The 22,311-nt window shown below is 73.3% G+C and carries 14 protein-coding genes; 10 read left to right on the top strand and 4 right to left on the bottom strand.

Features of this window, described 5'->3' with window-relative positions; all coding sequences use genetic code 11:
• The first annotated feature begins 33 nt into the window (after positions 1–33).
• The 6 genes from OG286_RS13555 to OG286_RS13530 all read left to right on the top strand — a co-directional run bounded on the left by OG286_RS13555 (position 34) and on the right by OG286_RS13530 (position 10,396).
• The gene (locus OG286_RS13555) at positions 34–1,239 is read left to right on the top strand and encodes a cytochrome P450 (RefSeq protein ID WP_396323777.1); all 1,206 of its coding nucleotides are present in this window, start codon (positions 34–36) and stop codon (positions 1,237–1,239) included.
• A 282-nt stretch (positions 1,240–1,521) separates the two neighbouring features.
• Positions 1,522–2,922, top strand: a complete 1,401-nt coding sequence (locus OG286_RS13550; RefSeq protein ID WP_405365292.1) for an ABC transporter substrate-binding protein — start codon at positions 1,522–1,524, stop codon at positions 2,920–2,922.
• A gap of 109 nt (positions 2,923–3,031) precedes the next feature.
• Positions 3,032–4,054: a carbohydrate ABC transporter permease gene (locus OG286_RS13545; RefSeq protein ID WP_396323775.1), complete on the top strand. Its 1,023-nt coding sequence runs from the start codon at positions 3,032–3,034 to the stop codon at positions 4,052–4,054.
• Complete coding sequence (locus OG286_RS13540) at positions 4,051–5,034, top strand: carbohydrate ABC transporter permease (protein WP_396323774.1); 984 nt, start codon at positions 4,051–4,053, stop codon at positions 5,032–5,034. Before OG286_RS13545 ends, OG286_RS13540 begins: the two co-directional genes overlap by 4 nt.
• Positions 5,035–5,163: 129 nt before the next feature.
• Positions 5,164–8,352 carry an Ig-like domain-containing protein gene (locus OG286_RS13535; RefSeq protein WP_405361500.1) on the top strand — a complete coding sequence of 1,063 codons (3,189 nt, stop codon included), beginning with the start codon at positions 5,164–5,166 and terminating at the stop codon, positions 8,350–8,352.
• A 421-nt stretch (positions 8,353–8,773) separates the two neighbouring features.
• Positions 8,774–10,396: a DUF4153 domain-containing protein gene (locus tag OG286_RS13530; RefSeq protein WP_405365289.1), complete on the top strand. Its 1,623-nt coding sequence runs from the start codon at positions 8,774–8,776 to the stop codon at positions 10,394–10,396.
• Positions 10,397–10,509: 113 nt separating this feature from the next.
• On the opposite strand, the gene OG286_RS13525 is transcribed toward OG286_RS13530, so the two are convergent.
• Positions 10,510–12,057, bottom strand: coding sequence for an MFS transporter (locus OG286_RS13525; protein ID WP_396323771.1), 1,548 nt, complete (start codon positions 12,055–12,057; stop codon positions 10,510–10,512).
• Positions 12,058–12,217: 160 nt separating this feature from the next.
• On the opposite strand from OG286_RS13525, the gene OG286_RS13520 reads away from it, so the two are divergent.
• The 3 genes from OG286_RS13520 to OG286_RS13510 all read left to right on the top strand — a co-directional run bounded on the left by OG286_RS13520 (position 12,218) and on the right by OG286_RS13510 (position 14,658).
• Positions 12,218–12,961 (top strand): TetR/AcrR family transcriptional regulator, encoded by a 744-nt coding sequence (locus OG286_RS13520; RefSeq protein ID WP_396323770.1) that lies wholly within the window; start codon positions 12,218–12,220, stop codon positions 12,959–12,961.
• A gap of 196 nt (positions 12,962–13,157) precedes the next feature.
• Positions 13,158–13,862, top strand: a complete 705-nt coding sequence (locus OG286_RS13515) for a ribonuclease HII (protein ID WP_396323769.1) — start codon at positions 13,158–13,160, stop codon at positions 13,860–13,862.
• A 265-nt stretch (positions 13,863–14,127) separates the two neighbouring features.
• Entirely contained in the window at positions 14,128–14,658 is a 531-nt protein-coding gene (locus OG286_RS13510; protein WP_396323768.1) for a hypothetical protein, read from the top strand.
• A 318-nt stretch (positions 14,659–14,976) separates the two neighbouring features.
• Here OG286_RS13510 and OG286_RS13505 read toward each other — a convergent pair whose 3' ends face one another.
• Together OG286_RS13505 and OG286_RS13500 are read right to left on the bottom strand one after the other, a co-directional pair.
• On the bottom strand, positions 14,977–15,669 hold the full coding sequence (locus OG286_RS13505) for a hypothetical protein (protein WP_405361503.1): 693 nt from the start codon (positions 15,667–15,669) through the stop codon (positions 14,977–14,979).
• Between the two features lie 372 nt (positions 15,670–16,041).
• Entirely contained in the window at positions 16,042–18,297 is a 2,256-nt protein-coding gene (locus tag OG286_RS13500) for a RecQ family ATP-dependent DNA helicase (protein ID WP_405365287.1), read from the bottom strand.
• Between the two features lie 229 nt (positions 18,298–18,526).
• On the opposite strand from OG286_RS13500, the gene OG286_RS13495 reads away from it, so the two are divergent.
• Positions 18,527–20,116, top strand: coding sequence for a DUF4192 domain-containing protein (locus OG286_RS13495; protein WP_396323765.1), 1,590 nt, complete (start codon positions 18,527–18,529; stop codon positions 20,114–20,116).
• 244 nt (positions 20,117–20,360) lie between these two features.
• On the opposite strand, the gene OG286_RS13490 is transcribed toward OG286_RS13495, so the two are convergent.
• Positions 20,361–21,674, bottom strand: coding sequence for an alpha/beta fold hydrolase (locus tag OG286_RS13490; RefSeq protein WP_396323764.1), 1,314 nt, complete (start codon positions 21,672–21,674; stop codon positions 20,361–20,363).
• Positions 21,675–22,311 lie beyond the last annotated feature (637 nt).

Raw genomic sequence — 22,311 nt, 5'->3', positions numbered from 1 at the left:
GCAAGAACCAGGACCTCAAGGAGAGTTGTGCCGATGACCGCCCCGATAGCCCTCGATCCGCTGGCGCGCGACAACGCCGCCGAGGGTGCGCTGCTGCGCGCCGCCGGCCCGGCGGTGGCGGTGGAGCTGCCCGGCGGGGTCGCCGCCTGGGCGGTGACGCAGCACGCGGCCGCGCGGGACCTGCTGACCGACGCCCGGCTGGTGAAGGACGCCTCGCACTGGGCGGCCTACCAGCGCGGCGACGTGCCGAAGACGTGGCCGCTGATCGGCCTGGCGGTGCCCGGCCCGAGCATGGTGACCACCGACGGCGCCGAGCACCGGCGGCTGCGGGCGCTGGTGGCCCAGGCGTTCACGCCGCGCCGGGTGGAGCTGATGCGCCCGCGGGTGGAGGAGATCACCCTCGGGCTGCTGGACGCGCTGGCGGCGGGGGAGCGGGAGGTGGACCTCAAGACCGCGTTCGCCTTCCCGCTGCCGATGACGGTGATCTGCTCGCTGCTCGGCGTGCCGGAGTCCGACCACGGCCACCTGCGCGACCTGTACGAGCGGTTCTTCGGCATCCGGCCCAACCCCGAGGGCATCCAGGCGACCATCGCCGGGCTGAACGCCTTCGTCAACGACCTGGTGGCGCAGCGTCGTTCGGCGCCCGGCGACGACCTGGCCAGCGTGCTGCTGGCGGCGGACACCGAGGGCGGCGCGCTGAGCGACGCGGAGGCGGCGGCCACCCTGCGGGTGATCATCGCGGCGGGCCACGAGACCACCGTGAACCTGATCGGCAACGCCGTCCGGGCGTTGCTGGCCCACCCGGACCAGCTGGAGCTGGTGCGCTCGGGCAAGGTCGGGTGGGACGCGGTGGTCGAGGAGTCGCTCCGCTGGACGCCGCCGACCAGCAACTTCCTCTTCCGGTTCACCACCGGGGACGTCGAGGTGGGCGAGGTGGTGATCCCCGAGGGCGAGCCGGTGCTGATCTCGTACAACGCGATCGGCCGCGACCCGGCGCAGCACGGCATGACCGCCGAGCTGTTCGACATCACCCGGGACCCGATCCGCCACCTCTCGTTCGGCCACGGCCCGCATGTCTGCCCCGGGTCGCCGCTGGCCCGGCTGGAGGCGGGGGTCGCGCTGCCGGCACTGTTCGAGCGGTTCCCGGAGCTGGCGCTGGCGGTGGGGGACGAGGAGCTGCGGCCGAGCCCGTCGCTGGTGGTCAACTCGCTGCGGGAGCTGCCCGTCCGGCTCCGCTGACGGCAGGTCGTCGCACGGCCCCGTCCGGCCCGTCAGGCCCGGGCGGGGCCGTGCGGCGTTCGGGCGGGGCACGGCCCCGGGTCTCGGGTGCGGGCGGGGCACGTGCCCGGGTCACAACTTGGGCGATGAGTGGATGAAGGTCGAACGCGGACCTTGGCGAGGGGTGGCCGCTGCGTTAACGTCGTCAAACCGGCCGCCGCCGCGTCCATGTCGATCTCCGGTACAGCGCAATGTCGTTCTGTCGTACTGCCGGCGCTCTGCGCCCTGGCGAGGAGGACCGCATTGACCCCCACCCCGACCGTGCCGTCCACGTGTACGCCCTCCACCCGTTCCCGTCGTCTGGTCGCCGTACCCGCCCTGCTGGCGGCACTGGCGCTGACCGCGGCCTGCTCCAACAGTTCGAGCAGCTCGGGGGGCGGTTCGGGCGGCGGGGGGCAGGCCCTGGCCGGTGACTGTGCCAAGTACCAGCCGTACGCGGGGCATTCGGGCACCACGGTGACGGTCTTCGCGTCGATCCTCAGCCCGGAGTCGGACAACCTGGAGAAGTCCTGGTCCGAGTTCAGCTCCTGTACCGGCATCAAGATCAGCTACGAGGGCTCGAACGACTTCGAGTCCCAGCTGCCGGTCCGGGTGACCGGCGGCAACGCCCCCGACTTCGCGATCATCCCGCAGCCCGGGCTGCTGGCGCAGATGGCGAAGAGCGGCAAGGTGGTGAAGCCGCCCGCGCAGACGGTCGCCAACCAGGAGAAGTGGAGCCCGGTCTGGAAGACCTACGGCTCGGTGAACGGCACCTTCTACGCGGCGCCGATGAGCGCCAACATGAAGTCCCTGGTCTGGTACTCGCCGAAGACCTTCAAGCAGGCCGGCTACGAGGTCCCGAAGACCTGGGCCGACCTGATGGCGCTCAGCGACCGGATCGCCAAGGCCGGCGGCGGCAAGCCGTGGTGCGGCGGCATCGCCTCCGGGACGGCCACCGGCTGGCCGGCCACCGACTGGCTGGAGGAAGTGGTGCTGGGCTCGTACGGCGGCGACGTGTACGACCAGTGGGTGAGCCACAAGGTGAAGTTCTCCGACGAGAAGATCACCACGGCGATGAAGACCGTCGGGGACTGGATGCAGTACCCGGCCTGGGTCAACGGGGGCTACGGCGACGTGAAGTCGATCGCCACCACGACCTTCCAGGACGCGGGCGCGCCGATCCTCACCGGCAAGTGCCTCCTGCTCCAGCAGGCGTCCTTCTACAAGGCGCAGTGGCCCAAGGGCACCAACGTGGGCCCGGACGGCGACATCTTCGCCTTCCACCTGCCGGCGGTGAACCCGCAGGTCGCCAACCCGGTCGAGGGCGGCGGCGAGTTCCTGACCGCGTTCGCGAGCCGGCCCGAGGTGCAGGCGGTGCAGAACTACCTGTCCAGCGCGGACTGGGCGAGCAGCCGCGTGAAGACCGCGACGGGCTGGGTCTCCGCAAACCAGGGCGTGGACAAGAGCCTCTACACCGACCCGATCGACCGGCTCTCCGCCGACGCGCTGACCGACCCGGGGGCCACCTTCCGCTTCGACGGTTCGGACCTCATGCCGGCCGCGGTCGGCGCCGGGCAGGAGTGGAAGTCGCTGACCGCCTGGTTCGCGGAGGGCCAGTCCATCCAGAAGACCGCCGCCGACATCGACGCGGCCTGGCCGCAGTAGCGGCGCGCCGGGCGCCACGTGAGGACCATCTGTCGAGGGCGGTGCGGGGCCACCCGCCCGCACCGCCCGCCCCTCCTCTCTGCCTGCGGCAGGGAAAGGACGCGCAGCCATGTCCCTGACTGCCACCGCGCTCGCGGACGGCACGCTGGCCGCCGGTGCCTGGGGTGACGCGGCCGTCAAGTTCGGCAACAGCTTCGGCGCGATCGCGGGCTTCCTCGGAATCCTGCTGCTGGTCTTCCTGGCCGCCGGCCGGGCGTCCGGCCGGATCGCCCGCCCGCTGGCCGTCGCGGTCTTCCTCGGCCCGGCGGTGGTGCTGCTGCTGGTCGGCCTGGTCGCCCCGCTGGTCCGCACCGTCTACCTGAGCCTGTACAACGACGACAGCAGCCGGTTCGTCGGCGGCGAGAACTTCGGCTGGGCGTTCACCACCGACTCGGTGCAGAAGATCCTGGTCACCACCCTGCTCTGGCTGGTGGTCGCGCCCCTGGCCGCGACCGGCCTGGGCCTGGTACTGGCGCTGCTGGTGGACCGGATGCGCGGCCAGGCGGTCTACAAGTCGCTGATCTTCATGCCGATGGCGATCTCGCTGGTCGGCGCCTCGATCATCTTCAAGTTCGTCTACGAGTCCCGGGACGCCTCTCAGCACCAGATCGGCCTGCTCAGCCAGCTCGCCATCGCGCTGGGCTGGGAGCACCCGCCGAACTGGATGCTCTCCCAGCCGCTGAACACCTTCCTGCTGATGGCGGTCATGGTCTGGGTGCAGACCGGCTTCGCGATGGTGGTGCTCTCGGCCGCGATCAAGGCGATCCCGGACGAGGTCACCGAGGCCGCCCGGCTGGACGGCGCCGGCGGGGTGCGGCTGTTCTGGTACGTCACGGTGCCGATGATCCGCACCACGGTGGTGGTGGTGCTCACCACCGTCATGATCACGACGCTGAAGGCCTTCGACATCGTCCGCACCATGACGGGTGGCAACTTCGGCACCCAGGTGCTGGCCAACGAGATGTACTCGCAGTCCTTCGTGCAGTTCAACACCGGGCGGGGCAGCGCGCTCGCGGTGATCCTCTTCCTCGCGGTGCTGCCACTGGTGGCCTACAACATCGTCCAGCTGCGGAAGGAGCGTGGGGTCCGATGAGCGTGCTCGATCCGGTGCGCGGGCGCCGTCCGTCGGGTGGGAGCCGTCGGTCCGGTGGGCGCCGGCCGGCGGGCGACCGTCGCGGCCCGGTTCGGCAGGCCTTCAGCAGCCCGCTCGCCTCGGTCTTCGTGATCGCGGTGACCGTGCTCTGGACCATCCCCACCCTCGGCCTGCTGGTCACCTCGCTGCGCCCCAAGCAGGACGTCACCGCCGACGGCTGGTGGAACGCCCTCCTCCACCCCGACCTCGGCCTCTCCAACTACCACACGGTGCTGTTCGAGGGCGGCTCCGGCGTCTCCACCGGCCTGATGCCGTTCCTGGTGAACTCGCTGGCGATCAGCGTCCCGGCGACGCTCTTCCCGCTGGTGCTGGCGGCGATGGCCGCGTACGGGCTGGCCTGGGTGCGGTTCCGGGGCAGTGACACGGTGTTCTTCGTGGTCTTCGCGCTCCAGGTGGTGCCGATCCAGATGGCGCTGATCCCGCTGCTGCGGCTGTTCTCCGGCGGCGCGCACCTGGGCTCGCTGACGCTGATCCCGGCGGTGGACCTGAAGGGTACGTATGCGCCGGTCTGGCTGGCGCACACCATGTTCGCGCTGCCGCTGGCGATCTTCCTGCTGCACAACTTCATCGCCCAGCTGCCGCGCGACCTGATGGAGGCCGCGGTGGTGGACGGCGCCTCGCACTTCAAGATCTTCCGGTCGATCGTGCTGCCGCTCTGCACACCGGCGCTGGCCTCGTTCGCCATCTTCCAGTTCCTCTGGGTCTGGAACGACCTGCTGGTGGCGCTGACCTTCGCCGGCGGCACCCCGGAGGTGGCTCCGATGACGGTCCGGCTGGCGCAGCTCTCCGGCTCCTTCGGCGGGCGCTGGGAGCTGCTCACCGCCGGGGCGTTCCTGTCGATCGTGATCCCGCTGGTGGTCTTCTTCGGCCTCCAGCGGTACTTCGTCCGCGGCCTGCTGGCCGGATCCGTCAAGGGGTGACGGTCGAAGCGGCGACGGTCAGGCGGTGACGCGTCCCGGCGGGGGATTGTGGCGGTTCCGTGGACACGCTCGCCGCACAACCGGTACACCGTTAGGGGCAGTTGGCCGAAGCGGGCATAGGGGGCGGTCATGGCAGGTACAGGCCAACGCACAGGCGCACGTCCGGGCCTCCGGGCAGGTGGGGGCCCAGGCCCGGGCATCCGGTGGCGGAGGAGGATTGCGGCCCTGCTGGCGGCCCTCAGCACGGCCGCGGCGCTGGCAGCCGGCCCGGGAGCCGCCCCCGCGGCGGCCGCCACGGCCACCCTGGGCTCCACGGCGGTCGGTCCGTCCACCGACTCGGACGACTCCAACTACCTGAACGCGTCCCGGTACGTCACCGGCGCGGCGGGCGGCACGGTCAGCAGTATCAGCGTCTACGTGGGCGCGGTGGACGCCGCACCCGACAACCAGTTCCAGGCGGCGGTCTACCGCGACAACGCGGGCAGTCCGGGCGCCCTGCTGGCGAGCAGCGGCTCCGCGACCCTCACCGCCGACAGCTGGAACACCGTGCCGCTGACGGCGGGCCTGTCCGCCAACACGCCCTACTGGCTGGCCTACAACAGCAACGGCTCGGGCGCGGCCGTCAACAACCTGCACTACAGCGCCGGCGGCGCCAGCGTGTACGGCAACGGCGGCCGGTCGTTCGGCAGTTGGCCGGCCGACTTCGGCGCGTCCACGGCCAGTGGCCTGAGCTTCTCGATCTACGCGACGTACACCCCGGAGGAGACCCCGCCGCCCCCGCCGCCCGGCGCCGGACCGGGCAGCGAGGGGCCGATCCTGCTGGTCACCACCCAGGCCAACCCGTACAGCCGCTACCTCGCCGAGATCCTCAAGGCCGAGGGCCTCAACTCCTACCGCACGGTGGACATCTCGGCCGTGACCAGCTCCCTGCTCGCCTCCTACGACGTGGTGCTGCTCGGCGAGACGCCGCTCACCGCGGCCCAGGCCGCGACACTCACCACCTGGACCAACGGCGGCGGCCGGCTGGTCGCGATGCGCCCGGACAAGCAGCTCGCGCCGCTGTTCGGCCTCACCCCGGCGGCCGGCACCCGCGCCGACGCCTACCTCAAGGTGGACACCGGCGCCGCGCCCGGTATCGGGATCACCGGCGACACCATGGGCTACCACGGGCCCGCCGACCTCTACACGCTCAGCGGCGCCACCGCCGTCGCCACCCTGTACAGCGACGCCGCCACCGCCACCGCCAACCCGGCCGTCACCCTCCGCACGGCCGGCGGCGGACGCGCCGCCGCGTTCAGTTACGACCTGGCCAGGTCGGTGGTGCAGACCCGCCAGGGCAACATCGCCTGGGCCGGCCAGCAGCGCGACAGCACCGACGGCTACGAGGCCAGCGAGATGTTCTTCGGTACGGGCGGCCAGCCGGACTGGAACAACCTGGACAAGGCGCTGATCCCGATCGCCGACGAACAGCAGCGGCTGCTGGCCAACCTGATCACCCTGGTCGACGCCGCCAACAAGCCGCTCCCGCGCTTCTGGTACTTCCCGCGGGACGTCAAGGCCGTGGTGGTGATGACCGGCGACGACCACGGTGTCGGCGGTACGGCCGGCCGCTGGGACGGCTACATCGCCCAGAGCCCGCCCGGCTGCTCCGTCGCCGACTGGGAGTGCGTGCGCGGCTCCTCGTACATCTACACCGGCGACCCGCTGACCCCGGCGCAGGCGCAGGCCTACACCGACCAGGGCTTCGAGGTGGGCGTCCATGTCACGACCAACTGCCGCCCCTGGGGCACCACCGCGGCCCTCCAGGGCTTCTACCGCGACCAGCTGGCCGAGTGGCGGGCCAAGTACCCCTCGCTGCCGGGCCCGTCCAGCAGCCGCACGCACTGCGTGGAGTGGGACGACTGGGCCGCTCAGGCGAGGACCAAGCTGGCCAACGGGATCCGGCTGGACACCGACTACTACTTCTACCCGTCCAACTTCACCAGGGACCGGCCCGGTTACTTCAACGGCACCGCCCAGATCATGCGCTTCGCCGACACCGACGGCAGCGTGATCGACGAGTACCAGGCCACCACCCAGCTCACCGACGAGTCCGGCCAGTCCTACCCGGGCACCATCACCACGCTGCTCGACGCCGCCTACGGCGCCAAGGGCTACTACGCGGCGCTCACCGCCAACATCCACACCGACTTCGCCGCCTCCTCCGCCTCGGACGCGATCATCGCCGCCGCCAAGGCGCGCGGCGTCCCGGTGGTCTCCGGCCGGCAGATGCTCACCTGGCTGGACGCGCGCAACGGCTCGGCCTTCTCCAAGCTGGCCTGGAGCGGGAGTTCGCTGACCTTCGACATCACCGGCGGGGCCAACGGCCTGCGCGCGATGCTGCCGGTCTCCGCCGCCTCCGGAACGCTGACCGGCATCTCCTCCGGCGGCCGCGCGGTCCCGTACCGGATCGAGACGATCAAGGGAGTGTCGTACGCGTTCTTCGACGGTGCGGTGGGCTCCTACACCGCCTCGTACGGCCGGGACACCACCCCGCCCACCGTCACCGGAACCAGCCCGGCGGCCGGCGCCACCGGGGTCGGCCCGGGCACGGCGGTGCGCTTCTCGTTCAGCGAGCCGCTGGACCAGGCGAGCGTCACCGCCTCCGCTGTCACCCTGCGTACCGCCGGCGGCAGCGCCGTCGCGGGCACGGTGGCCTACGACGGCGCCGCCAACGGCGTCATCTTCACGCCGGGCGCCCCACTCGCGCTCACCACCGGGTACACCGCGACCGTCCAGGGCGTCCGCGACACCTCCGGCAATGCGCTGGCGAACCCGGCCACGCTCTCGTTCACCACCGGGGGAGCGCCGCCGAAGACGCTCGGCAACACCGTGGTCGGCTCGCTGATCGACGACACCGACTCCAACCACCTCAACGGAAGCCGGGTCACCACGGGCGCCGCCGCTGTGCCGCTGACCTCGCTGAGCGTGCACGTCGGCCCGGTCAGTGCGGCGCCCGACAACCAGTACCAGCTGGCGGTGTACACCGACGCGGGCGGCTCGCCCGGCTCCCTGGTGGCGGCCACCGGCAGCGGCACGCTGACCCCCAACGCCTGGAACTCGCTGCCGGTCAGCGCCACGCTGAGCGCCAACACGGCGTACTGGTTCGTCTACAACAGCAACGGCACCGGAGCCACGGTCAACAACATGAACTACTCCACCGGCCCGGCCGGCTCGGGCGCCTACAGCAACGCGGTGGTGCCCTTCGGTACCTGGCCGGCGGCCTTCGGGCCGGCGGTGAAGGACTCGCTGGCGTACTCGCTGTACGGCTCCTACTGAGCCCCGGGTCTTCTCCGGCAAGCCGCTGACCTGCCCTCACTTTCGCGCCCAGGGTGGAGGGGCGCCTCTGTCACAGCCCTGTGACGGAGGCGCCCCGATGTTTTTGAACCTGTTCAGAATGGTCTACAGTCGGCTCCAGTCGCGGCGCCTGCGCGCCTGCCGGCGGACTGCCCCCAGGGTGGCTTCCGCATGCCCACCGACCTCTGAGGGGGTACTCATGTCCGGTCTCTCAACGCCCGCCCCGGCCGACGGACCGGCCGAATCCGGTCCTTCCGGCGCCGGCTCGGCCGGTGCGGATTCGGCCGGTGCGGGCCCGTTCGGTACCGCTCCGTCCGGTACGGGTTCGGCCGGTGCCGGTCCTTCCGGTGTTGCTCCGCCCGGTACGGGTTCGGCCGGTGCGGGTGCGTTCGGTCCCGGCCCGGTGGCCGGCGCACCGTTCGGCCCCGGACCGGCGGTGGCCGGTGAGTCCGGCTTCGACCCGTACCGCGGACCCGTCGGACCGAACCCGTACCGCCCGCCGGTCGCCGGACGGGTGCCACGGCCCGACGGCTGGCTGCGCCCCAGCGACCCGGGCACCAAGGCCCCGGCCCCGCCGAGGGCGCTGCTGGCCGCCGTACTGACCGGCCTGCTGACCGCCTGGCTGCTGGGCGGCGGACTCGGCGTCAACCTGCTGATCTGCGGTGCGGTGGCCGCCGTGGGCGCGGGCCTCGCCGCCCGGTCGGCCGGCCGGAAGGTGCGTCCCTGGACGGTGGCCTGGAGCCTGCTCGCCCTGGTCCTGCTCGCCGTGCCCGCGATCTTTGACGCCGGCTGGCCGACGGTGCTGTCCACGGTCTGCGCGCTGGCCCTGGCCTCGCTCGCGCTCCACGGCGGCCGCCGCTGGGCGGGCGTACTGCTCGCCCTGCCGGGCATCCTCTGGCAGCTCGTGCCCGGCCTGCGCTGGGCCCGGGACAGTCTGCGCAGCCTCGCCCTGCCCGGCCGCGGCAAGCTGGTTCCGGTGCTGCGCGCGGCCGTGGTGGCGGTCCTCCTGCTGATCGTCTTCGGGCGGCTGTTCGCCAGTGCCGACGCGGCCATGGCGGACATCCTCGGGAGCCTCAGCCCCAGCTTCGCCCCCGGAGAGATCCCGCTGCGCCTGGTGCTGTTCGTCCTCGGGCTGGCCACCACGCTGGGCTTCGCCCACATCGCGGCCGGTCCGCGCCGCTGGGACCGTACGGTGGTCCGCCCCGGCCGCGAGCGCGGCCGGCTGGAGTGGGCGCTGCCGCTGGTCGCGCTCAACCTGATGTTCGGCGCCTTCGCGCTGGTCCAGGCCGTGGTGGTGCTCGGCGGCCGGGACTCGATCATGGAGAACGCGGGGATGAGCCGCTCCGAGTACGCCCGGCAGGGCTTCTGGCAGCTGATGGCCGTCACCGTGCTGACCCTGGTCGTGGTCGCCGTCGCCAAGCGCTGGGCGCCGCGCAGCTCCGAGTCCGACCGCCAGCTGGCCCGGCTCCTGCTCGGCGTGCTCTGCCTGCTCACCCTGGTCGTGGTCGCCTCGGCGCTCGGCCGGATGTGGTTCTACGTCGACGCCTCCGGGCTGACCAGGCTCCGGCTCTGGGTGCTGGTGGTCGAGGTCTGGCTGGGCGCCGTCTTCGTCCTGCTGATCACAGCCGGGCTGGTCCGCTCCGCCGCCTGGCTGCCTCGCGCCGTGGTGCTCAGCGGCGCGCTGACCGTCGCCGTCTACGGGCTGATCGGGCCGGACGCGATCGTCGCCGAGCAGAACGTGGCCCGCTTCGAGCGCACCGGTCAGATCGACCTGCGCAATGTCCGCGACCTCTCGCTCGACGCCGTCCCGGCCCTGGACCGGCTGCCGCAGGACTACCGGATCTGTGCCCTGGAGAAGCAGTGGTCCGAGCTCCCCGAGGAGGCCTCGCCCTGGTACGCCACCAGCCTTGCCGAGTCGCGGTCCCGCGGGATTCTGCTGGAGCGCCCGCCGGTCGGCCCGCGGAACGCGACCTCGGACGCCTGCACGTCGGTGGGGCTGCAGCGCGGCTTCTTCGAAGGGTACTGACCCGCTGTCCTGGCGGGTGCGAGCCGCCTCCGCGGCGGAAAGGGCCGGGGCCGGCCGGGAGCGTTGTGCTCCCGGCCGGCCCCTCGCGTTCGTTCGGGCCGCTGGTGTGCGACTCAGTGCATCGCGACACCCGAGGTGTCCGACGGCAGGTCGCTGGCCTTGGCCTTGATCACGACGAGCGCGACCACCAGGGCGAGGCCGGCGAGCGCCGCCCCCGCGATGAAGCCGTGCGAAATGCCTTGCGCGAGCACCTCGTTGGCCGCGCCGGTGCCCTTGGGGAACTCGTGCTTCTCCAGGAACTCCGCACGCTGCTCCGGCGTGGCCGTGGCCAGGAAGCCGGGCGCCTGCAGCTTGGCCTCGGCGGTGGCGTAGTGCGCGAACACCGTGGTCAGGATCGACAGGCCGAGGGAGCCGCCGATCTGCTGCATGGAGTTGAGCAGGCCGGAGGCGGCGCCGGTCTCCTCGCCGGCGACCCCCGCCACCGCGAGCAGCATCACCGGCACGAAGGTCAGGCCCATGCCGAAGCCGAAGATCACCGTCGGGCCGAGCACCCCGTCCACGTAGCCGCTGTCCGCGCTCATCTGCGTCAGCCAGGTGAGCCCGATGGTGACCAGCAGCGCGCCGCCGGCCATGAACGGCTTGGGGCCGTACTTGGCCTGGAGGGCGGAGGCGAGCTGGGCGGCGATGATGATCGACACGCTGATCGGCAGGAAGGCGAAGCCGGCCTTCAACGGGCTGTACCCGAGCGGTCCCTGTACGAAGAGCGTGACGTAGAAGAAGATGCCGAACATGGCCGCAGCCAGGCAGAGCATCATCACCAGGCCGCCGGTGCGGTTCCGGTTGGCGAACAGGTGCAGCGGGGTGATCGGCTGCGCGGTGCGGTTCTCGATCACCAGGAACGCGGCTATCAGCAGCACGCCGGCCGCGAAGGAGCCGAGCGTGAGCGGATCCGTCCAGCCGTCCGAGGCGGCCCGGATGAACCCGTAGACCAGGCCGACCAGGCCGAGCGTGGAGGTCATCGCGCCCGGCAGGTCGAAACGGCCTTCGTGGCGCTCCGACTCGGCGATGTAGCGGGGCGCGGCGAGCGCGATCAGGACCGCGATCGGCACGTTGACGAAGAAGACCCAGCGCCAGTCGAGGTACTCGGTGAGCACGCCGCCGGCCAGCAGGCCGATCGCCGCCCCCGCCCCGGCCACCGCGGAGAAGACACCGAACGCCTTGTTGCGTTCGGGGCCTTCCTCGAAGTTGGTCGCGATCAGTGCGAAGGCGGTCGGCGAACAGATCGCGCCGCCGATGCCCTGCAGTGCGCGGGCTGCCAGCAGCAGGCCGCCGTCCTGCGCGAAGCCCCCCAGCAGCGAGGCCAGGCCGAAGAGCAGTGTGCCGGCGATGAACACCCGGCGGCGGCCGAGGATGTCACCCGCGCGACCGCCGAGCAGCAGCAGGCCGCCGAAGGTCAGTGTGTAGGCGTTGATCACCCAGGACAGGTTGGTGGTGGAGAAGTTCAGCGCGTCCCGGATCTGCGGCAGCGCGATGTTCACGATGGTGGCGTCGAGCACCACCATGAGCTGCGTGGCCGCGATGACGGTCAGGGTGATGCCCTTGCGCCGGCCCTTGCTGCCTTGCGATGGTGAGCTCTTGCTGAGTGTGTCGGAGATAGCCAAGTTGATGCCCCCTGCTGGCTATTGCTTCGTATGCCGCGGACCAGACGCCCGGCACGGTCCCACGGCGTCCCGCAGGCTATGAAGGAACGGGATCGTTCACTAATCTGGACGATATCCTCGGCGATATTGTGAACGCAAGCGTTCTCTAAGGTTGGTGGCGATGGATCAGTTGGTGCGGCGCCAGGCGAAGGCTCCGGTGACCGACCGGGCGGCAGGACGGACCGTGGAGCGGGCGGGGGAGCGCCCCGGCGCTCCCGGACCAGCGCCTGCCCCGGTAGCTGCGCCCGCGGCGCTCTGCCCGGTCAGGGCGGCTGCCGAGGTCCTGTCCCGGCCGATGCGCCGCCGGGGCAAGGAGCTGGAGCAAGCGATCTTCGAGGCCGCGCTCGACCAGCTCACCTCCGGCGGATTCGCGCGGCTGACGATGGAAGGCGTCGCCAGTGCCGCGCGGACCGGAAAGGCCGCGCTGTACCGGCGTTGGGCGTCCAAGGTGGACCTGGTCGTCGATGCCCTGGACTCCACTCTGCCACGGCCTGCCGACACCCCCGACCTCGGGTCCGCCCGCAGCGAATTGCTGCTGCTCATCGAGGGTTTCACCGAGGCGATGAGCTCCCGGGCGGGTGGCGCGATGCAGGCGTTGATGGCCGAGCTGGACCACGAACAGGCCGAGCTGTTCAAGGACTTCATCGTTCAGCGGGTGATCGAGCCGACCAAGGGCACCATCCTGGACATCCTCCGCCGGGGTGCCGAGCGCGGCGACGTACGGCCCGGCGCGGCCACTCCGCTGGTCGCCGACGTGGCCCCGGCGATGCTGCTGTACCGGGTGAAGACCTCCGGCCGGGGGATCGCCCCCGGGTTCGCGGCCGAGCTGGTGGACGAGGTGCTGGTGCCGCTGATCCGCGTCTGAGGGGCGCGGGCGTGGGCGCCGGCAGGCGTGGCCGTGGACGTGGGGTGGTGTGGGCGTGAGTGTGGGCCGCGGCGGGCGCTGGCAGGCGTGGGCGTGGGCGGGGGCGGGCGTGGGCGGGTGCGGGCGGGGTGAGCGTGGTCGGGGCTGCTCCGGGCGGGGCTTACGCTGGAGGTTGCCCCACTCGAAGGACACCGCGATGCCCATCGTTCCGCCGACGCACTCCGTCGAGCGCTCGCTCCGCCGGGCCGGCGCCAAGATCGTCGTCGGTCTCGACGAGGTCGGGCGCGGCGCCTGGGCCGGCCCGGTCACCGTGGGCGCGGCCGTCACCGGTCTGCGCAAGCCGCCGGAGGGTCTGACCGACTCCAAACTGCTCACCGAGCTGCGCCGCGAGGCGCTCGCCCCGGTGCTCGCCGACTGGGTCACCGCGTACGCGCTCGGTCACGCCTCCGCGCTGGAGTGCGACGAGCTCGGGATGACCGCCGCCCTCCGGCTGGCCGCCGTCCGTGCGCTGGAGGCGCTGCCGGTGGAGCCGGACGCGGTGATACTCGACGGCAAGCACGACTACCTCGGCGGGCCCTGGCGGGTGCGCACCGTGATCAAGGGCGACCAGTCCTGCATCTGCGTCTCGGCCGCCTCGGTGCTCGCGAAGGTGCATCGCGACGGGATGATGGCCGAACTCGGCGAGGCGCACCCGGAGTACGGCTTCGCCGACAACGCCGGCTACCCGTCCCCGGTGCACCGCGCCGCGCTGGAGGAGTTCGGCCCGACCGAACAGCACCGGCTCTCCTGGGCGTACCTGGACGGGCTGCCCCAGTGGCGCCATCTGAAGCGGAGCCGGTTCGGTGTGGGCGGACCGGGTTCGGAAGGCCCCGCCGACGAGCAGTTGATGCTCGGTTTCTGACGTTCCGTCGTGAATTGCCTGGGTGGGGGCGGGCGGTTCGTGGTGCCCAAAAGGTGGGGCGCCCGTGCGCTCCTGACCGGCATTTGATAGATATCCGGGTATGCCTGTCTTCCCCGAGGAGCCGGAGATTCACGAGAGCCTCCCGGGCCCCGGCGTTCCCTTCCCCCGCGAGTCGGACGCACAAGCCCTTCGCACATCTGCCACCGCCGGCTCGACCGCCGCCGTACCGTCGGCCGTCACTGCCGCACCGCCGGTAGTCGCACCGGTGCCGGGCCCGCGCCCCGCACCGCCGCGGCCCGCGCCGCCGCGCGCCGACCGTTCGGGGCCGCCGCCGCGTACGGCCCAGATCCCCAAGCCCGGCCCGCGGCGCCCGGCGCCCGCCGCACCGCAGGTCGCCGTCCAGCAGGTCGCCGCCTCCCTGGCGGACGCCCTGGACCGCGCCGACGAGGCGGTCGACCAGCTGCTGGAGAGCGGCCGCAACCCGGGCGACATCCTGGTGCTGACGGTCGGTGAGGACCACCCCTGGCAGCAGCACGAACTCTCCTTCGGCGAGGAGCGCTACTGGGCGCAACTCGCCGAGGGCGATGACGTGTTCTACGCCGACGCCGCGCTGAGCCGCCCGGTCCGCCGCGAGGTGGTCGTGCTGGTCGTCAACGGCGGCACGGCCGACCGCGCCGCCGAGGCGTACACCAAGGCGCTCGGCCACGCGGCCGCGCTCCTGGTGGTCTGCGGCAACGTCGGCCCCGCCGCCGCGGCTGCCGCCGGCGCGCCCATCAGCCGCCCCGTTCGCGCCTGAGACCCCTGGACCGTCCGGGCCCGATGCCGCGAGGCACCGGGCCCGGTTCGCGTTGTGCCGGGGCCGGGGCCGGGGTCGGGGCCGGGGTCGGCGCGGGTGCCGGTGGGCGATCGGTGGTGGGCGCTCGGGCGGGGCCGGCGCGGCCTCTGGTGACGAGGCGCGCGCCGACGGCTCGTTGGCGGTCCGCGACCCGTCGTCCGGGCGCTGTGCCCTGCGGTCGGCGGCGCGTCGTGCCCTGCCGTAGCCGTAGCCGTAGCCGTAGCCGTAGCAGCTGCAGCCGCATACGCGGGTTCGGCCGCCGTTGCAGCCGCCGTTGCGTCAGCCGGTTCCGGTGCGCCGGGCCGTCGGCTCGATGGCCGTCACCCGGGCCGGAGCCCACGGAGGTTCGGACGCCCGCGGGCGCTGCGACCGCTCGCCGAGCTGGCTCCGCTCCGCCGGCTGGCGCAGCGCCGACCGGGGTGGCAGCTCCGTCACGGTGTGGACCGGCCCGCCCTCCCACGAACCCGCGTGCGGGGTGCGTCCGCTGCGATCCTGGCCGAGGATCTGCCAGCCCGCCGGGGTCAGCGCGACATACGAACCGCAGCGCAGCCCGTGCAGCACAGCCGCGTCCTGCAGGGCCCACATCCAGGCGCCGTCCTGCTCCGTCCAGCCGGCCGCACCTTCGCGGCAGCGGAGCACGACGGCCGTCCGGGTCGGGGCGGTCTGGCGCAGGTCGTGCGGGGTGACCTGGCGCAGGTGCGCAAGGATCGCGTTGCGGTGCTGCCAGCCGTCGGTGTGCCGGGGCCAGGGCGCGAACGAGGCCGAGGCGGTCAGCCGCTGCGACGCGTCCACCACCCCGACCACGACCGTGCCCGGCTGGGGCAGGTGGCGTTGGTGCAGCTCCAGGACGAATTCGCGCGGATCGCGCAGCAACGGGATCCCCGCGGCCGCCCATGTCTCCAGGTCGAGCACCCGTCTGGGCGACGAACTCCGGGCGAGGGGATACTGACCTCGGCCGATACCGTTGATCACGATCCTCCTTCCCGACCCACGGGCGCGCGGGTACGTGCGTACGCCGAAGTCCTGGTCCGTCGGACCGGGTTCCGGGTACGGTCCAATTCTCAGGGCAGATGGGGTGGAGCGGCAATGATGAAATGATGAACGCCGCCCGAAAGCCAACGTTCTGCCGGATATATTCCACAGCCGCGGGCGCTCCACTCGGGTGGTGCCGGATTGTGATCGCGGCCACCCGAAGGCGGGGCATCCCGGGCGGCATCCGCCCTCCTCGTCCCCGATCGGTGGGTCCTGCGTTCCCGGGTGTTCCGATGATCACCTCCATTGCTCCATTCGAGTGACGGTCGCTCTCGGGCCTCCTGCTTCTTCCGCCCCCTCCGCCCCGGTACCTCAGCCCTGCACGGCCAGCACCAGGGGCAGGACGGCGCTCGCCCCGGCCTTGCGCAGCAGCCGGGCAGCGACGGTGACCGTCCACCCGGAGTCGACCAGGTCGTCCACCAGCAGCACCGGCCCGCCCGCCCCGGCCACCGCGGCCGCCACCTCGGGCGGCAGGACGAGCGCGCCGGCCAGCGAGTGCAGTCGCTGGGCACTGTTGCTGCGCGCGCCGTGCGGGGGCTGCCCCGTCGCGTACTCGATCTGCCCGAGCAGTGGCAGCCGCCCGATCTCGGCGATCCGGGCACCGAGGCTGCCGACCAGTTGCGGCCTCCGGGAGGAGGCCATCGTCACCACGCCGACGGGCCGGTCCAGCCGGGTGCCGCCGCTGGTCTCGGGACCGGCCCAGCCGCCGGGGCCGCGCGCCCAGTCGGCCAGCACCGCCACCAGGGCGTCCACCGCCTCCCCGGGGACGGGCGTGTCGGGCGCCTGGTCGGCCAGCAGGGTGCGCAGCCGGTTGCCCCAGCCGATGTCGGAGAGCCGGCCGAGGGCCCGGCCGGTCTCGGCCTGCTCGCCCGCCGGGATGCGGCCCTTGAGCGGCACGCCCAGCGCGTCCATGCCGGTTGGCCAGAGCCGGCGCGGCTCGAAGCTGACTCCGGGCCGGCCGAGCGCGGCCCGGGCGGCGTCCAGCGCCTCGGCGGAGACCTCCGGGGTGTGCAGCGGCCCGGCGCAGTTGTCGCAGCGGCCGCACGGCACGGCCTGCTCGTCGTCGAGCTGCCGGCGCAGGAACTCCATCCGGCAGCCGGTACCCGCCGCGTACTCGCGCATGGCCCGCTGCTCGGCCTCGCGGGAGGCCGCGACCTTGGCGTACCGGGCGGTGTCGTACTCCCAGCTCTGCCCGGTGGCCGTCCAGCCGCCCTTGACCCGCCGCACCGCGCCGTCCACGTCGAGGACCTTGAGCATGGTCTCCAGCCGGGCGCGGCGCAGGTCCACCCGGGGCTCCAGGGCGGCGGTGGAGAGGGGCCGGCCGGCCTCGGCGAGCGCGTCGATGGTGCGGCGCACCTGCTCCTCCGGCGGGAAGGCCAGCGAAGCGAAGTAGCGCCAGATCGCCTCGTCCTCGCGCCCGGGCAGCAGCAGCACCTCGGCACGGTCGACGCCGCGGCCGGCCCGGCCCACCTGCTGGTAGTAGGCGATCGGCGAGCTCGGAGAACCCAGGTGCACCACGAAGCCGAGGTCGGGCTTGTCGAAGCCCATGCCGAGCGCGGAGGTGGCGACCAGGGCCTTGACCCGGTTGGCCAGCAGGTCGGCTTCGGCGGTCCGGCGCTCGGCGTCCTCGGTGCGGCCCGAGTACGAGGCCACCGCGAAGCCCCGCTCGCGCAGGAAGGCCGTCACCTCGTCCGCGGCGGCCACCGTCAGGGTGTAGACGATGCCGGAACCGGGCAGCCGGTCGAGGTGGTCGGCCAGCCAGGCGAGCCGGTGCGCCGGATCGGGCAGGGCGAGCACGCCGAGGGTGAGGCTCTCCCGGTCGAGCGGCCCGCGCAGCACCAGCGCGTGCGCGTCGGTGGTGCCGGTGCCGAGCTGCTCGGCGACATCGGCGGTGACCCGGGCGTTGGCCGTGGCGGTGGTGGCCAGCACCGGGACGCCAGGTGAGAGGTCGGCGAGCATGGTGCGCAGCCGGCGGTAGTCGGGGCGGAAGTCGTGGCCCCAGTCGGAGATGCAGTGGGCCTCGTCGACCACCAGCAGGCCGGTGGAGGCGGCGAGCTTGGGCAGCACCTGGTCGCGGAAGTCGGGGTTGTTCAGCCGCTCGGGGCTGACCAGCAGGATGTCCACCGCACCGGCCGCGACCTCGGCCTGGATGGTGTCCCACTCGTCGGTGTTGGCCGAGTTGATGGTGCGGGCGTGGATGCCGGCCCGGGCCGCCGACTCGACCTGGTTGCGCATCAGGGCGAGCAGGGGGGAGACGATCACCGTCGGCCCTGCGCCGCGGGCGCGCAGCAGGGCGGTGGCGATGAAGTAGACGGCGGACTTCCCCCAGCCGGTGCGCTGCACCACGAGGGCCCGTCGGTGGTCGACGACCAGGGCCTCGATGGCCGTCCACTGGTCGTCGCGGAGCGTGGCGGCCGGCCCGGCGAGTTCGCGCAGGACGGCCTCGGCCCGCGCCCGGACCTCGGCGCGGTCGGCGGCCGTCGCGGTGCCGGCGCCGGAGGCGGCCGTGCCGGTGCCGGACGTGGCGGAAGCGTCGGTGGCGGTGGTGTGGGTCTGCGGCTGCTGCATGGCGTCCATGTAACCCCGAGGTGCCGACAATGGGCGAACGGCGGTGACCCGTGGACACGTGGAGCGCGGGTGCATTTCATCCGTTCTTCCGCTGAACGGCCGTCAAATATCCCTCGGGAGGGTGGGTGTGTATGCCCCGAACGAGGGAGGTTTTATCCACAGGGCGGGTTTATCCACAGGAAAAAAGAATAATCCGGGGGCGTTCTCGAATTGCGGCAATCTTCCGGCCATGACGAACGAACGCATCACCCTCCCCTTCGGCCACCCATCCGGGGCTCGGCCGGTGACGATGCGGGGCCCGGCCGACATGGCCGAGCTGCTGCCCTACCTGCTCGGTTTCTTCCCCGACGACAGCATCGTCGCCGTCGGCCTCCAGGGACCAGAGCTCCACCAGGGCGGGGTTGTCCGGCTGGACATCCCGGAGTCGCCGGCGCAGTGGCCGGCGGCCGCGGCCGAGACGGCCACCCTGCTCGTAGGCCTGTCCGAGCAGCGGGACCGCCGCCCGGCCCAGGTGCTCCTCTACCTCTGTCAGGACCCTCGCACCGAGGACGGCCCGCCCGTGCTCGACGGGCTCAGACCGCTCGCGGCGGAGCTGCGGGCGGCCTTCGAGAGCAGGGGGGTGCCGGTGAAGGAGTCGCTCTGCGTCTCCGCCGGCCGCTGGTGGTCCTTCCTCTGCCGCCGCGACGGGTGCTGCGACCCGGCGGGGCATCCGGTCCGGCACGCGCCCGCTCCCGGAGCGGTGGCCGTGGCGGCCACCTTGGCCGGTCTCGCACCGCGCGGCAGCCGCAAGGCGATCGTCGCCGGGCTGGCGCCGATCGGCCCGCCGGGCGCCGGCTCCCAGCGCCTGGCGCTCGCCCGGGCCGAGGGCGGCGAGGGCGCCGGGCGCGGGCCTGCGCTCTCCCCGGAGCGGGGCGCCGAGCTGCTCGACCGGGCCGTCGCCGAGTTCATGGCCGGCGCCCACGAGCTCGACGAGCGCCGGACGGCAGAGCTGCTCATCGCCCTCCGGGACCGGCGCACCCGGGACCGCGCCGCCGAGTACGCCCGGCCGGCCGAGCTCGCTCCCGCCCAGCGGCTCTGGCGCTTCCTCGCCGTGCGCTGTGTGCCGCCCTACACGGGCTACGCCCCGCCCCCGCTCACTCTGCTGGCATGGGTGTCATGGGTCGCGGGGGACACCGCGACGGCGCGGGTCGTCCTCGCCCACGCGCTCCGCCTCGACCCCTCTTACCGGCTGGCCCAGCTGCTCTACGAGTCGCTGAACGGCGGGCTCTCCCCGACCTCCCTGTTGGCGAGGGCGGACGCCGAGCGCCGCCGCCGTACCGGGGAGGCCCAGGGAGCCGAGACGGCCGCCGGCCTGGAAGCCGACCCGGCCCGCGAGTCGGAGCGCGACCCGGAGGGCGGCCCGCCGGGCGAGCCGGAGCGGGGGGCGAAGCGGACTCCCGAACGGGATCCGGGCCAAGGGCCTGACAAACCGTGTGATCCCGCCCCGTCCGAGACCCGTCGACGGCGCGCCCGCCCGGGCCCGGCCGCCCCCACCGCCTCGGGCGCCGTTCCGTCGCCAGAACCGGTGGACCGGACCGAGGGCGCGTCCGGCACGTCCGATACGTCCGTCGGCTCCGCCGGGGGTACGGTCGCGCAGCTTCGCCAGCGGACGGACCGCCCGTCGGGGTGCCGGCCGTCGGCCCAGCCGCGCCCCGCGCGCAAGCTGCGGCTCGGCCGCGCGTCGCCCTGGGCGCCCGCCGCCCCGGCGGCTCCGAACGGCCGGCGCGGCCGGTGCCGGGGCGCCCGGCGCCCGGTGATCGGATCCCGGCATGCGGAGTGACACCGCCGTCGGCCGGTCGTGCCCGCTGATCCCCTCCGTCGGCCGGACGGAGCAACCGCTCCGCCCGGCCGGCGGGGGCACCGGGCCCGCCCCGGGGCAGGGCCGGGCGGCCCGTTCCTTGCTGCTGCGCCTCAGACTAGTGCGGCTCGGCCGGCCGCGCCCAGGCGCAGCGCACCGCGGCCGGCCGCACCCCGGTCCGCCGCGTCCGGAGCCGGTACACCCAGGCCTGTCGCTCCTTGGCCGGCTACGCCTCGCCGTGGGCCATCGCGAGCAGGCGGTCGAGCACCTTGCCGCCGCTCATCCGCAGGCCGTCGTGCTCCCACTCGTTGGTGATCCACGTCCGCAGGCCGCGCACGGCGCGGGCGGTCACCAGCGAGTGGGCGGTGTCGACGTACATGTCGTCGTGGTAGACCGCTGCGACCACCGGCACCTCGTTGACGGCCAGCCGCGCCGGGTCGTACAGGTCGGCCCAGTCGGGGCGGGCGGCGAGCAGCTCCGCGGTCTCCTTGAGCGGCCGCAGCGCCGGATCGGTGTCGAACATCCAGGGGTAGATCATCTCCCCGGTGAACAGCACCGGCTCCCCGGACTCCAGGGCGGCCCGGGCGTCGAACTCCGGGAACTCCTTGCGGACGCGCTCGGCCGACCACGCCGTCCCGGCCCGGTCCACCGACCGCTGCCCGTAGATCGACTCGTGCAGCACGGCGTACAGCGGCCCCCCGGCGAAGGAGAGCTTCGCCTGCGCCTCGGCCAGGAAGGTGTCGGACAGCTCGGGCCCGGCCGCGCCCTCCACCCACGCCTCCTCCAGCAGGTAGTGCAGGCTGCCGGAGCCATGGCCGCCGCCGAGCACGATCCCGAGGGCCTGGAACGCCTCGACGGTGAGCAGCCCGCCGCCGGGCAGGGGCGCAGGCGAGGCGGCCAGGTGCGCGGCGATCCGCCGCACCGCCTCGACGTCCTGCGGGAAGCGGGCGTAGTGTCCCTCGTTCTTGCGGACGACCCGGGGGTACGCCGCCCGGTAGACGTCGTCGGCCGAGCTGTGCAGGCCGGCCAGGCCGCCGGTGATGAAGGCCTCGTGCAGACCCTCGGGTGCGATCGAGAGGTAGGTGAGGGTGCAGAAGCCACCGAAGCTCTGCCCGAGCACGCTCCAACGCCGGTCGTCGCCGAGCAGCCGGCGGCGGATCAGCTCGGCGTCACGGACGATCGAGTCCGCGCGGAAGTGCGCCAGGTAGTCCGCCTGCTGCCGGGCGCCGCCGCGCCGGGCGAGGGTCTGCCGGTTCGCGGGCGTGGACCGCCCGGTGCCGCGCTGGTCGAGCAGGAGCACTCGGTAGTCGTCGAGGGCGCGCTCCAGCCAGCCGTCACGGCCGAGCGGGCGTCCGGCCTTGCCACCGGGCCCGCCCTGGAGAAAGAGCAGCCAGGGCAGGTCGTCCTTCTCGCGGCCCGGAGCCACCACCTCACGGGCGTACACCTCGATCTGCTCGCCCTGTGGGGCGGTGTGGTCGAGGGGCAGCTGGAAGACGTGGTCGGTCGTGACAATCCCGGGCAGCCGACTGGCGGTGGACATACAACTCCTCGGTACGTGCAGGTCACAGCGGTCACGTCGCTCTCCACGGTGTTGCCGGTGCGGGCGCCGCGACCCTCGCACCGTATCCTGGCGGCGGTCGGGCACCGGTCCGGCGGTTGCCGCCCCCGGTCACCCGCCTGCTGCGCCGTCCGCCCGTTGTGCCGGGCGCGATCATCCGGCGACCCCGGCGGGGGCGCGTTCGGCCCGGAACGACACCGGCACGGGGTGGCAGGGCTCCGTCGACGGCAGTGGCACGACCGCCCGCCAGTGCCGACCGGCAGGCCGAACCGGCGCGCCGGGCGTTACCTGCGACCGGTCGGCAGCGTTCAACCCCGGGGGCACTGCGCCGGAACGGCCTCCGGGCCCCGGAGGCGGACGGAGTCGCGGCGCGCCCACGGCCGCCGGGGCGCCGACGGCGGCCGAGCCAGGCGGACACGTGCCCGCGGACGTACGGCGTGCTGCCGCCGCCCGGTGACGGCCGGTCCGGGCACCGGCCGGGACAGGGCGTCATGGGCACGGCCGGACGCCGGACACGACGACGCCCGGGGCACAACGGCGTGCCCGGGGCGAGGCGGGGCCGGTACCGGAGTGGTACCGCGCGTCGCATGGCACGACCCGGCGCCGGGTACGGCCAGAC

The organism is Kitasatospora sp. NBC_00039 (genome assembly GCF_045160625.1).
In the GTDB taxonomy this organism is placed as follows: Bacteria; Actinomycetota; Actinomycetes; order Streptomycetales; family Streptomycetaceae; genus Kitasatospora.
Note: the sequence above shows the minus strand (reverse complement) of the source record. Positions and strands in the feature narration are given on the sequence as shown.

Bases quoted from the DNA above. Each gene is read 5' to 3' on its own strand.
- OG286_RS13555 (WP_396323777.1), top strand. From the start codon at position 34: ATGACCGCCCCGATAGCCCTCGATCCGCTGGCGCGCGACAACGCCGCC.
- OG286_RS13545 (WP_396323775.1), top strand. From the start codon at position 3,032: ATGTCCCTGACTGCCACCGCGCTCGCGGACGGCACGCTGGCCGCCGGT.
- OG286_RS13540 (WP_396323774.1), top strand. From the start codon at position 4,051: ATGAGCGTGCTCGATCCGGTGCGCGGGCGCCGTCCGTCGGGTGGGAGC.
- OG286_RS13535 (WP_405361500.1), top strand. From the start codon at position 5,164: ATGGCAGGTACAGGCCAACGCACAGGCGCACGTCCGGGCCTCCGGGCA.
- OG286_RS13520 (WP_396323770.1), top strand. From the start codon at position 12,218: ATGGATCAGTTGGTGCGGCGCCAGGCGAAGGCTCCGGTGACCGACCGG.
- OG286_RS13515 (WP_396323769.1), top strand. From the start codon at position 13,158: ATGCCCATCGTTCCGCCGACGCACTCCGTCGAGCGCTCGCTCCGCCGG.
- OG286_RS13500 (WP_405365287.1), bottom strand. From the start codon at position 18,297: ATGCAGCAGCCGCAGACCCACACCACCGCCACCGACGCTTCCGCCACG.
- OG286_RS13495 (WP_396323765.1), top strand. From the start codon at position 18,527: ATGACGAACGAACGCATCACCCTCCCCTTCGGCCACCCATCCGGGGCT.
- OG286_RS13490 (WP_396323764.1), bottom strand. From the start codon at position 21,674: ATGTCCACCGCCAGTCGGCTGCCCGGGATTGTCACGACCGACCACGTC.